The sequence below is a fragment of the Aminobacter sp. P4_D5 genome, from assembly GCF_056401815.1.
Map to the genome: position 1 here is coordinate 1 of NZ_JBFUIP010000167.1, position 12,313 is coordinate 12,313.

A 12,313-nucleotide genomic window follows, 5' to 3' on the forward strand; every position below is an offset into this window, starting at 1 on the left:
GAATAGAACTGGGTCGCGGTGAATTCGCCGCCGAGCTGATAGCTCTCCAGCTTGGTCATATTGACGCCGTTGGTGGCGAAGCCGCCCATCGCCTTGTAAAGCGCTGCCGGCACGTTGCGGACACGGAAGACGAAGGTGGTCATCATCTTGGTGTCGGGGTTGATGCGCTCGGCCCAGCTTTTGCCCTTCGACAAAACAACGAAGCGGGTGATGTTGTTTTCGGTGTCCTCGACGTTCTCTTCGAGGATGTCGAGACCGTAGAGCGAGGACGCCAGGCGCGGCGCAAGTGCGGCCATCGTCCGGTCCTTGACCTCTGCGACAAACTTGGCAGCTCCAGCGGTGTCGCCGGCTACCACCGGCTTCCAGCTGTTCTTGCGGATGTATTTGCGGCACTGGCCGAGCGCATGGATATGGCTGTGCACGGTCTTGATCTCGGAGCGCTTGACGCCCGGCAGCACCATCAGCTGGAAATGGATCGGCAGGAAATATTCGCCGACGATGTGCAGCTTGGATTCCGGCAACAGGTGATGGATGTCGGCGACGCGACCGGCGATGGTGTTTTCGATCGGGATCATCGCCAGGGCGGCCTTGCCAGTCTCGACCGCATTAAATGCGTCCTCAAAGGTCGGGCACGGCAACGGCTCCATATCGGGATAGACGTTGCGGCAGGCGGTGTCGGAATTGGCACCCTGCTCGCCCTGGAAGGCAATCTTGTTGGTCGTGGTCGGCATGGCTGGCCTGTCTTTGTCTATTTCGAGAGAAGTTCGCGAGCGCGTTCGAGATGTTCGGGCGTGTCAACGCCCAGCGGCACCGTATCGACGATTTCGACGTCGATGCGCATGCCGGCTTCCAGCGCCCGCAGCTGTTCGAGCCGCTCGCGCTTTTCGAGCGGCGACGGGCCAAGCCCGACAAAGCGTTCAAGCGCAGCACGGCGATAAACATAAAGCCCGACATGATGATAGAGCGGGCCTTCGCCCCAAGGTGCCGTCGCGCGGGTAAAATAAAGCGCCCTCAGCCGCTGCACAGACAGCGGCGAGCCGATGATCTTGGGGACGTTCGGGTCGACTTTTTCTTCCTGTCGGGTGATCTCGACGCCAAGCGTGGAAATGTCGACCGCCGCATCTTCCAGCGGCCGCAACGCGGCTTGAATGATCGCCGGATCGATGGTCGGCAGGTCGCCCTGGACATTGACCACAATCTCGACCTCGCCCCTGGGATCGAGCTTGGTCAAGGCCTCGAAGATACGATCCGAACCCGACTCATGGTCACTGCGTGTCATCACCGCCTCGAAGCCATGCGCCCGCACGGCATCCGCCACCGCATCCGTGTCGGTCGCCACCACGACGCGGCCCAGCCCGCTTTCGGAAGCGCGCGCTGCGACATGGACGATCATCGGACGGCCGGCRATATCGGCCAAAGGCTTGCCCGGCAAGCGCGTCGAGGCCATACGGGCGGGGATCAGGACAAGGGTGGACATGGCTGCGCGGCTGCTTCTAAATGGCTTTGGAAAGTGTCAAAACGTCTCACTGGAAGCGCCCTTATAGGTGTTGCAACCGGCAAGCAAAAGACCTAGTTTCCGCGCGATTTGACCCGGTCCGCCGGGCGTTAGACTTTACCGACAAACGGCAGCGGTCGCAGAGGATGGCGATCGACCGGATAAGGGAGCCAGGGGCGTATGGACTCATTCGAAATGAACAAGGTACTTGGCGGCCTGCTGGGTACTGCCTTTGTGGTGTTCTCCATCTCGCTCGTGTCGGACGCGATCTTCGCATCGCCCGTCCCGGAAAAGCCGGGCTTCGCCATCGAAGCGGCTGAAGAAGGTGGCGCGGCTGCCGGTGGCGGCGAAGCCGCACCTGCCGCAGTGCCGATCGCTCAGTTGCTCGCCAGCGCCAATGCCGAAGCTGGTGCTGCCGTGTTCAAGAAGTGCACCGCCTGCCATTCCATCGAAAAGGGCGGCCCCAACAAGGTCGGTCCAGATCTCTGGGGCGTCGTGAACCGTCCAATGGCCTCGCATGAAGGCTTCGCCTATTCCGGCGCGATGAAGGAGTTCTCGCAGGGCAGCAAGGTCGTGTGGGATTTCGAACACCTCAATCACTTCCTGACGTCGCCTAAGGGCTACATCAAGGGCACAGCGATGGGCTTTGCCGGCATCAAGAAGGATGACGAGCGCGCCAACCTGATCGCCTATCTGAATTCGCAGTCGGACAGCCCGGCGCCGCTACCTGCAGCAGACGCTGCTCCCGCGGCACAGCCCGCAGCTGCTCCGGCTGGCGCTGCTCCTGCTGCTGCTCCTGCCGCTCCCGCAGGTGCTGCCCCGGCCGCCCCGGCAGAAGGTGCCGCGCCGGCTCCGGCCGCTCACTAACAAATTTGTCATTTTCGCATCTTGAAAAAGCCGGGTTTAGCCCGGCTTTTTTGTTGCCTGGCGCAAACATGCGACGACAATCGTCTTACGTGTGGTTTCCATGCGCGGCGAATGAATTAGAGTGTCCGCGAATACCGGGCCAAGGGGATATTCATGAAGGCTTGCCTGAGCAGGATTTTTGCAGCCGCCGGCATCGCAGCGGCTCTTCTATCGGGCACCTGGCTGCCTGCAACGGCCCAGGACGCCGGAGAATGGCACACGACCTCGTCGCTGATCGGCACCTCGAAATATGGCGAAGATTTCAAGCAATACGACTACGTCAATCCGAACGCGCCCAAGGGCGGCATACTGAATTCGACGACGTTCGGCACTTTCGATAGCTTCAACCCATTCATCGTCAACGGCACGCCTGCGGCCGGCTTCACCTACTTCGGGGGCCTGCTCTACGACACGCTGATGCAGCAGGCGACCGACGAGTCGAGCACCAGCCATCCGCTGATCGCCGATGCCTACAAATATCCGGCCGATTACTCTTCAGCGACATATCGGATCGATGCCCGCGCAAAATGGCATGACGGCAAGCCGATCACGGCGGAAGACGTCGTCTGGTCGCTCAACACATTGAAGCAAATCAACCCGCTCTACGGCAAATACTTCGCCAATGTGACCGAGGCAGTGGCCTTGTCCGACCGCGAGGTCGAGTTCCGCTTCAACCAGAAGGGCAATCGCGAACTGCCCCACATCATCGGTGACCTTGCCGTGCTGCCGAAGCATTGGTGGGAGGGCACCGACGCTTCCGGCAAAAAGCGCGACATCACCAAGGGCACGCTGGAGCCGCCGCTCGGCTCGGGCGCCTACAAGATCGAGAGCTTCAAGCCCGGTGCCGAGATCGTCTGGGCGCGTGTGCCCGATTATTGGGCGGCTGATGTGGCGGTCAATGTCGGGCGCAACAATTTTGACAAGCGCCGCTACATCTATTTCATGGACCAGGACGCCGAATGGCAAGCCTTCACCAAGGGTGGATTTGAAGACATCCGCCTTGAAAACCGCTCGCAGCGCTGGGCCACCGGTTACAATTTCCCGGCCTTCACGGCCGGCGATGTCATCAAGAAGGAATTCGACAAGACGTCAGGCGCGCCGATGCAGGGTTTCGTGCTCAACACGCGTCGCCCGCAATTCCAGGATCGCCGCGTGCGCGAAGCACTTACCAAGGCTTTCGATTTCGAAAGCATGAACCGCACACTGTTTTACGATTCCTACGTGCGCACCGACAGCTACTTCAAGGGCGGCGACCTGGCATCCAGCGGCGTGCCGCAGGGCAAGGAGCTCGAAATCCTCGAAAAATATCGCGACAAGCTGCCGCCTGAGCTGTTCACGACACCGTTCAAGCTCCCTGTCTACGACACACCGCAATCGTTCCGCGAAAACCTGCGCTCGGCTTCGCAACTGTTCAAGGAAGCGGGTTGGGTCAATCGCGGCGGCAAGCTTGTCAGCGAAAAAACCGGCGAGCAATTCAAGATCGAATTCCTCGGCAACGACCCTACCGACGAGCGCGTCACCGCACCTTTCATCGACAATCTGCGCAAGCTCGGCATCGACGCCACGCTCAGGATCGTCGACGTCAGCCAGTATGTGAGCCGCGTCAATCAGTTCGACTACGACGTGATGACCACGGTCATTGCCCAGACGCAGTCGCCCGGCAACGAGCAGCGCGATTTCTGGAGTTCGAAGGCCGCCGCTACGCCCGGGTCACGCAACTATGCCGGCATCAAGGACCCTGTGATCGACGAACTGATCGATGGCGTCATCTTCGCCGACAACCGCGAGGATCTCGTCGCCGCCACCCACGCACTCGATCGCGTGCTGCTCTGGAACTACTACATCGTTCCGCAGTGGCATCTGCCGAAGGTGCGAACGGCCTACTGGAACAAGTTCGGCATTCCCGAAAAACAGCCGGCCTATCTCGGCGTCGATCCCGATTCCTGGTGGATCGACAAGGAAAAGGAAGCCGCACTGGCTGCCAAGTACAAGGGAGCCAATTGAGCCCGCGCCTGCCCCGTCGCGATTTCCTGGCACTTGGTGCGGTGGCTGCCGTCGCACCTTTGCTGCCGGGGCGCGTCTTCGCCGCAAGCCCGACCGGCACCGGGCTGCACGGCCTGTCGGCCTTTGGCGACCTCAAATACGGGCCTGACTTCCAGAATTTCGACTATGTGAACCTGGATGCGCCGAAGGGCGGCACCTTCAACTTCTCGCCGAACTACTGGTACTTCAACCAGAGCCCGCTCACCTTCAACACGCTCAACACTTTCGTCGCCCGCGGCGACGCGCCGCCACGCATGGAGCTTTGCTACGATTCGCTGATGGTCCGGGCGATCGACGAACCCGATGCGATCTACGGTCTTCTGGCGCAGTCGGTGACCATTTCCGACGACCGCAACAGGTTCGATTTCGCGCTGAGGCCCGAAGCGCGTTTCAACGACGGCACGCCTTTCACCGCCGAGGACGCGGCCTATGTCTTCAAGCTGTTCAAGAAGGACGGCCACCCCAGCCTGCTTCTGCCGCTCAACCACATGACCGAAGCCATTGCGGTCGATGCTCATACGCTACGGCTCAGCTTCGACGGCAAGCAATCGGACCGCACGATCCTCGACATCGCGACCTATCCGATTCCAGCCAAGGCCTTCTTCGAGGCCAATCCCTTCGACGCCTCCCAAATGAAGGCGCCGCTGGGGTCAGGTCCCTACAAGGTCGGCCGCGTCTCGCCCGGCCAGACGATCGAATATGAGCGGGTGCCCGACTATTGGGGCCGCGACCTGCCGGTCAATCGCGGTTTCTACAATTTCGACCGCATCCGCATCGAGTTCTACCAGGACAGGCAGGCCGCCTTCGAGGCGTTCAAGAAGGGCGATATCGCCTATCGCCAGGAATTCACCGCACGCATCTGGGCCACCGGCTATGACTTTCCAGCCTTCACCGCCGGCAAGGTGGTCAAGCGCGAATTCCCCAGCGAAAAACGCCCCATGATGCAGGCAACCGCGCTCAACCAGCGGCGCGAGCGCTTTCGCGATCCGCGCGTGCGCCGGGGCATTGCGCTGTGCTTCGACTTCGAATGGACAAACCGCAATCTGTTCTACGGCGCTTACGAGCGCTCACAATCGACATTCGAGAAATCGGCCTATCGCTCCGAGGGCCTGCCCACACCCGCCGAACTGGCGCTACTCGAACCTTTCCGCGGCCGTATTCCTGACGAGGCTTTCGGCGAGGCAGTGCTGCAGCCGCCCTCCGACGGTTCGGGCCGCGACCGCAAGCTGTTGGGACAAGCCTCGAAGCTGCTGGCGGATGCCGGCTGGGCGCGCAAGGACGGCAGCTTGCGCAATTCCAAGGGCGAATCGCTTACGCTCGAGATCCTGGTCGACGACGACGCATTTGTTCGCGTGTTTTCGCCCTGGATCGAGAACATGCGGGCGATCGGCATCGATGCATCCGCGCGCATGGTCGACTCGACGCAATATCAGGCGCGGCAGACCAGTTTCGACTTCGACGCGATTGCCATGGCCGTTTCCTTTTCGGCAACGCCCAGCCGCGACGAGATCGACGGGCTGTTTCATTCCCGCGCCGCCAACATGCAGGGCTCGACCAACCTGCCCGGCACCGCCGACCCGGCAATCGACGCGTTGGTGGACGCCGTGGGTGCGGCCAAGGATCGCGAAGCGCTGACAGTTGCCATGCGCGCGCTCGACCGGGCCTTGCGCGCCCGGCTAGACTGGATTCCAAATTGGTTTTCGGCGAATCACCGCGCCGCATTCTGGGACATGTTCGGCTATAAGGAGCCGAAACCGGATTTCGGCTTCCCCGTCGAAGCTATGTGGTGGTTCGACAAGGACAAGGCTGCACGTATTGGCAAGACCTGAGATTTCTGCCCCTGACTCGCTCCTTCTGAGGAGCCTTGCCTGATGGGCGCCTATATCCTCCGTCGTATACTTCTGATGATACCGACCCTGTTCGGCATCATGGCGATCTCGTTCGCCGTCGTCCAGTTCGCACCAGGCGGCCCAGTCGAGCAGGTCATCGCCAAGCTGACCGGCCAGGGCGGCAACGCCGGCGACCGCCTGTCCGGCGGCAGCGGCGGGGACGTTGGTGGCGGCAACACTTTCGACGCGGCGGGTAGCGAAGGCTCGTCCAAATATCGTGGCGCCCAAGGCCTCGATCCCGAATTCATCGCCAAGCTCGAAAAGCAGTTCGGCTTCGACAAGCCGCCACTCGAACGCTTCGGCATGATGTTGTGGAACTATGCCCGCTTCGATTTCGGCGACAGCTATTTCCGCGACATCTCGGTGCTCGACCTGATCATCTCGAAAATGCCGGTGTCGATCTCGCTCGGCATCTGGATCACGCTGTTGTCCTACCTCATCTCGATCCCGCTCGGCATCCGCAAGGCGGTCAAGGACGGCTCGACCTTCGACATCTGGACCAGCGGCGTCATCATCGTCGGCTACGCCATCCCGGCCTTCCTGTTCGCCATCCTTTTGATGGTGCTGTTTGCCGGTGGCTCGTTCTTCGACTGGTTCCCGCTGCGCGGCCTGACCTCGGAAAATTTCAGCGAGCTGTCGCTCGGCGGCAAGGTGCTCGACTATCTCTGGCACGTTACATTGCCGCTGGCGGCACTCGTGCTGTCGGCTTTCGCCACGACCACGCTTTTGACCAAGAACTCGTTCCTGGACGAGATCCGCAAGCAATATGTCGTGACTGCCCGCGCCAAGGGACTTTCGCAGCGCCAGGTGCTCTATGGCCACGTCTTCCGCAACGCCATGCTGATCGTCATCGCCGGCTTCCCCGGCGCCTTCATCTCGGCCTTCTTCACCGGCTCGCTCCTGATCGAAAACATCTTCTCGCTCGATGGCCTCGGCCTGCTCGGCTTCCGTTCAGTGCTCGACCGCGACTATCCGGTGGTCTTCGCCAATCTCTACATCTTTTCGCTGATGGGGCTGTTCGTCGGGCTGATCTCCGACCTGACCTACACCTGGATCGACCCACGCATCGATTTCGAGCGGAGGGACGTCTGATGTCGGCGACAGATACGGTTGCCGCACCGGTCAAGCGGCCCTGGCTCTCGCCGATCAACAAGCGGCGCTGGCAGAGTTTTCGAGCCAATCGGCGCGGCTACTGGTCGCTGTGGCTGTTCCTCGTCCTGTTCGGGCTATCGCTGGTTTCCGAATTCATCGCCAACGACCGGCCGCTTCTGATCCGTTTCAAGGGCGAGTTCTTCTCACCGATCATGCGGGACTATGGCGAAGAGACCTTCCTCGGCGACGAGGGCTTTTTGCCTATCACCGACTACCGTATGGCGGTGGTGCAGGAGGCGATAGCCGCCAATGGCTGGATGATTTGGCCGCCGGTCCGCTATTCCTACCGCACAACCAACAACGAGATACCTGAGGCCGCACCGGCCAAGCCGTCCTGGATGTACCCCAAGGAGGTGCGTTGCCAACGCTATCCGCAAGGGGTCGACGATCCCAATTGCACCATCGGCAACTGGAACTGGCTCGGCACGGACGACCAGGCCCGCGACGTGCTGGCGCGTGTCATCTACGGCTTCCGCATCTCGGTGCTGTTCGGCCTGATCCTGACTGTCGGCTCGGCACTGATCGGCGTCTCGGCAGGCGCCATGCAGGGCTATTTCGGCGGCTGGACAGATCTTTTGTTCCAGCGCTTCATCGAAATCTGGTCGGCGATCCCGGTGCTCTATCTGCTGCTGATCATCGCTGCCGTGCTGCCGCCAGGTTTCTTCATCCTGCTTGGGCTGATGCTGCTGTTTTCCTGGGTGGCGCTGGTCGGGGTCGTGCGCGCCGAGTTCTTGCGCGCGCGCAATTTCGAATATGTGAATGCGGCGCGCGCGCTTGGCGTGCCCAACCGCACGATCATCTTCCGACACCTGTTGCCCAACGCCATGGTGGCGACGCTGACCTTCTTGCCCTTCATCCTCAACAGCTCGATCTCGACGCTGACCTCGCTCGACTTCCTCGGCTTCGGCCTGCCGCCCGGCTCGGCGTCGCTCGGCGAATTGCTCAAGCAGGGCCAGCGCAACCTCAATGCGCCATGGCTTGGCCTGTCGGGTTTCGTGGTGATCTCGCTGATGCTGTCGCTGCTGATCTTCGTCGGCGAAGCCACCCGCGACGCCTTCGACCCAAGGAAGACGTTCAAGTGAGCTCGGATCTATGGTATAATTTCTTATGTTTTCTACCATGGAGACAGGCATGGGCATGAACATCAAGAATGCGACCGTCGAGCGGCTGGCCAAGGAACTCGCCGCCGAGACCGGCGAGACGATGACGTCGGCCATTCAGGCTGCGCTCGAGGAGCGGCTTGAACGCCTGCGCCATGACAGGGGTGTGGCAGAGAAGAAGCGTCGGTTGCGTGAAATCCTGGATTCGTTGCCGCCGCCACCTCCTGGCGTGACCAGTGACCATTCTGACTTGTATGACGAATTCGGATTGCCGAAATGATCGTCGATGCTTCGGCAATCCTGGCAATTCTGCTCAAGGAACCAGAAGAATATCGCTTCGCTGACGTCCTGACCGAACAGGCCGACACGGTCGTCTTGTCTCCGGTCAACTATCTGGAGGTCGCCCTTCGGGTCGATCGTGGAGACATGGCGGTCACCTCTGACAAGTTGGACCAAATCATCGCCAGCATGAATGTAAGGCTTGTCGACATCACGCCGGACCAAGCCCGTCTCGCCCGCGAAGCCTACAAGCAATTCGGCAAGGGCAACCATCAGGCCAAGCTCAACCTCGGCGACTGCTTTGCCTATGCGCTTGCCAAGGCGCGCCGGGAGCCGCTTCTTTTCAAAGGCGACGATTTTCGCATGACTGACATCGAGGCCGCCATTTGACCTCCCCGCTCCTTTCCGTCCAGGACCTGTCCGTCGCCTTCAGCCAGGGTGGTTTGACGACGACCGCTGTCGACCACATCTCCTTCGATATCGCCAAGGGCGAGACGGTGGCGCTGGTCGGCGAATCAGGATCCGGCAAATCGGTCTCCGCCCTTTCGGTGCTCAAGCTCCTGCCCWACCCGCCGGCTAGCCACCCATCGGGGCGGATGATGTTCGGTGGACAGGACCTGCTGGCGCTTGACGAAAACGCGTTGCGCAAGGTGCGCGGCAACAAGATCACCATGATCTTCCAGGAGCCGATGACCTCACTCAACCCGCTCCACACGATCGAGCGGCAGATCGTCGAGGTGCTTTCGCTGCACCAGGGCATGGGCGACAGGCAGGCGCGAGCCCGCACGCTCGAACTGCTCGAAGAGGTCGGCATCCGCGAGCCACAGAAGCGGCTCGACGCCTATCCGCACCAGCTCTCCGGTGGCCAGCGCCAGCGTGTGATGATCGCCATGGCGCTCGCCAACGAGCCCGAACTTCTGATCGCTGACGAGCCGACAACCGCGCTCGACGTGACCGTGCAGGCGCAGATCCTCGAGCTGCTTGCCAAGCTGAAGTCCCGCAAGGGCATGTCGATGCTGTTCATCACCCATGATCTCGGCATCGTCCGGCGCATCGCCGACCGCGTCTGCGTGATGACACGCGGGCAGATCGTCGAAACGGGACCGACCAAGGAGATCTTCGACAACCCGCAGCACAGCTACACGCGCCATTTGCTTGCCGCCGAGCCGAAGGGCAAGCCGCCGGCAGCCAATGCGTCGGCCAAGACGGTGATGTCGGGCACCGACGTGAAGGTGTGGTTTCCGATCAAGCAAGGCTTCTTCCGCAAGACCATCGACCATGTGAAGGCCGTCGACGGCATCGATATTGCCGTCCGCGCCGGCCAGACCGTCGGCGTGGTCGGCGAATCGGGCTCGGGCAAGACCACGCTGGGGCTCGCGCTCACCCGCATGATCTCGTCGCAGGGCCGGATCGACTTCGACGGCCGCGAGATCGACAAGCTGACCTTCAATGCGATGAGACCGCTGCGTCGCGAGATGCAGATCGTGTTCCAGGACCCGTTCGGCTCGCTCAGTCCGCGCATGTCGATTGCCGACATCATCGAAGAGGGTCTCAAGATCCACGAGCCCGGGCTCAAGGCAGCCCAACGCGACGTTGCAGTCGTCGACGTGCTGCGCGAGGTCGGCCTCGATCCCGAGACACGCTTCCGATATCCGCACGAATTTTCCGGGGGCCAGCGCCAGCGGGTCGCCATTGCACGCGCCATGGTCCTCAAACCGCGCTTCGTCATGCTCGACGAGCCGACCTCGGCACTCGACATGAGCGTGCAGGCGCAGGTGGTTGACCTTTTGCGCAGCCTGCAGGCCAAGCACGACCTCGCTTATCTGTTCATCAGCCACGACCTCAAGGTGGTGCGCGCGCTTGCCAATGACGTCATCGTGATGCGCAACGGCAAGGTGGTCGAGGCGGGATCCTCCGAGCAGATTTTCGAGCGACCGCAGACGGATTACACTCGAGCGCTGATCTCTGCGGCGTTCAAGATCGAAACCGCACCGACAGGTGTGGTCAGCGAATAGCATCAAGGGAAGAGCATGTCGGCCAAGGGAAAAATCCTTCTTTCGATCACCGGCTTCAGCCCGCAACGCTGGTACGAACTGCTGTCGGCAGAGCGCGAGGTGGTGCTCGAACCGGACGGCGCTGCCGATCCTTCGATCGAATATGCCGTCGTATGGAAGCAGCGCCCTGGAACGCTTGCCAAGCTGCCAAACCTCAAGGCGATCTTTTCGGTCGGCGCCGGTGTCGACCATGTCTTTGCCGATCCCAGCCTGCCCGAGGTGCCGATCGTGCGCGTGGTCGCCGACAACCTCACCCAATACATGACTGAATATGTGCTGTGGCGGGTGCTTGATCACCATCGCCAGGGCCAACTCTACCGCACGCAGCAAACCAAGAAGGCCTGGCACGAACCGCCGCAGCGGCCGGCCRAGGACATTTCGGTCGGCATCATGGGCATGGGCAATCTCGGCCGCGCGTCGGCTGAGGTGCTCAAGACCGTTGGCTTTCGCATCAATGGCTGGAGCCGCAGGCCCCAAGAGGTCGCCGGCGTGACCACCTTCAGCGGCGATGCCGGGCTGGTGCCGTTCCTCAATGCCACAGACATCCTGGTTGTTCTGCTTCCGTTGACGGACGCGACCAAAGGCATCATCAACTATGGCCTGCTTAAGGAATTGCGCCGGCGCAACGGGTTGGGCGGCGCTGTGCTGATCAATGCCGGGCGTGGCAAGCTGCAGCGCGACGCCGACATTTTGCGTGCACTCGACGACGGCACGCTGAAGGAAGCGAGCCTCGACGTGTTCGAGGTCGAGCCACTGCCCAAGACCAGCCCGATGTGGAACCACCCCAAGGTGTTCGTGACGCCGCATGCTGCGGCGACCTCCGACCCAGCGCATCTGGTGCCAGCCATGCTCAAGCAGATGGATGCGTTTGAGCGCGGAGCGCCACTGGAAAATGTCGTCGACCGAAACGCGGGATATTGAGGCGTGGCACTCCGCTTCTTCCCAAGCGGGAGAAGGTATGGTCGTGCACACCGCTGCCTCGTCATCCCGAGAGCCACACTTGTTCACTGCCACGCTCGCTTTCGCGCCTGGCCATTGTCAAAGAACACTCCCATTTTCGGGAGGTAGTTCGGGAAGCGGGGCGCGAGGCCGTGCCTTCCGAGTAGATATTAGCTGGCGCGACCTCGCGCCCCGCTCGGTGTCTGTCCCAAGGTTGGCCGGTCACAGCGCCGCTCCATGTACATTCCATGGACAATCGCCGCGGCTTTTCCGCATTTCCCCGCCGCGCAGCATTCCATTTGCGGAAACCTGCACCGGAAAACGCCGGCCTGTCGTCGGGCCCTCGGAGCCACGGATACCGACACCGTGGCGGGAGGTCACCGCCGCCCTTCCTGATACCCGGTGCGCACCAGGTCCCGTAAGGGCGATGGGTGAATGATACGGCAGCTTTGGCAG

11 protein-coding genes are annotated in these 12,313 nt (G+C 61.5%); 9 read left to right on the top strand and 2 right to left on the bottom strand.

Annotated elements, in window-relative coordinates:
- Positions 1 to 731, bottom strand: a 731-nt coding sequence (locus AC1DWF_RS25595) for a prephenate dehydratase (protein ID WP_476842194.1), incomplete at its 3' end; no start/stop codon positions are given.
- 17 nt (positions 732 to 748) lie between these two features.
- A complete protein-coding gene (locus AC1DWF_RS25600) occupies positions 749 to 1,477 on the bottom strand; it encodes a 3-deoxy-manno-octulosonate cytidylyltransferase (RefSeq protein WP_476784405.1) in 729 nt (242 codons plus the stop codon).
- A 198-nt stretch (positions 1,478 to 1,675) separates the two neighbouring features.
- On the opposite strand from AC1DWF_RS25600, the gene AC1DWF_RS25605 reads away from it, so the two are divergent.
- The 9 genes from AC1DWF_RS25605 to AC1DWF_RS25645 all read left to right on the top strand — a co-directional run bounded on the left by AC1DWF_RS25605 (position 1,676) and on the right by AC1DWF_RS25645 (position 11,839).
- Complete coding sequence (locus AC1DWF_RS25605; RefSeq protein WP_476784404.1) at positions 1,676 to 2,362, top strand: c-type cytochrome; 687 nt, start codon at positions 1,676 to 1,678, stop codon at positions 2,360 to 2,362.
- A gap of 153 nt (positions 2,363 to 2,515) precedes the next feature.
- Positions 2,516 to 4,405 (top strand): extracellular solute-binding protein, encoded by a 1,890-nt coding sequence (locus AC1DWF_RS25610; protein ID WP_476787945.1) that lies wholly within the window; start codon positions 2,516 to 2,518, stop codon positions 4,403 to 4,405.
- On the top strand, positions 4,402 to 6,273 hold the full coding sequence (locus AC1DWF_RS25615) for an extracellular solute-binding protein (RefSeq protein WP_476787944.1): 1,872 nt from the start codon (positions 4,402 to 4,404) through the stop codon (positions 6,271 to 6,273). The genes AC1DWF_RS25610 and AC1DWF_RS25615 overlap by 4 nt, the downstream gene beginning before the upstream one ends.
- A gap of 42 nt (positions 6,274 to 6,315) precedes the next feature.
- Positions 6,316 to 7,425 carry a microcin C ABC transporter permease YejB gene (locus AC1DWF_RS25620; RefSeq protein ID WP_476787943.1) on the top strand — a complete coding sequence of 370 codons (1,110 nt, stop codon included), beginning with the start codon at positions 6,316 to 6,318 and terminating at the stop codon, positions 7,423 to 7,425.
- Positions 7,425 to 8,567, top strand: a complete 1,143-nt coding sequence (locus tag AC1DWF_RS25625) for an ABC transporter permease (RefSeq protein WP_476785362.1) — start codon at positions 7,425 to 7,427, stop codon at positions 8,565 to 8,567. Before AC1DWF_RS25620 ends, AC1DWF_RS25625 begins: the two co-directional genes overlap by 1 nt.
- Before the next feature lie 49 nt (positions 8,568 to 8,616).
- A complete protein-coding gene (locus tag AC1DWF_RS25630) occupies positions 8,617 to 8,865 on the top strand; it encodes a type II toxin-antitoxin system VapB family antitoxin (RefSeq protein ID WP_476785361.1) in 249 nt (82 codons plus the stop codon).
- The gene (locus AC1DWF_RS25635) at positions 8,862 to 9,254 is read left to right on the top strand and encodes a type II toxin-antitoxin system VapC family toxin (protein ID WP_476785360.1); all 393 of its coding nucleotides are present in this window, start codon (positions 8,862 to 8,864) and stop codon (positions 9,252 to 9,254) included. Before AC1DWF_RS25630 ends, AC1DWF_RS25635 begins: the two co-directional genes overlap by 4 nt.
- Complete coding sequence (locus tag AC1DWF_RS25640) at positions 9,251 to 10,879, top strand: ABC transporter ATP-binding protein (protein WP_476842195.1); 1,629 nt, start codon at positions 9,251 to 9,253, stop codon at positions 10,877 to 10,879. The genes AC1DWF_RS25635 and AC1DWF_RS25640 overlap by 4 nt, the downstream gene beginning before the upstream one ends.
- A gap of 15 nt (positions 10,880 to 10,894) precedes the next feature.
- The gene (locus tag AC1DWF_RS25645) at positions 10,895 to 11,839 is read left to right on the top strand and encodes a 2-hydroxyacid dehydrogenase (RefSeq protein WP_476842196.1); all 945 of its coding nucleotides are present in this window, start codon (positions 10,895 to 10,897) and stop codon (positions 11,837 to 11,839) included.
- Positions 11,840 to 12,313 lie beyond the last annotated feature (474 nt).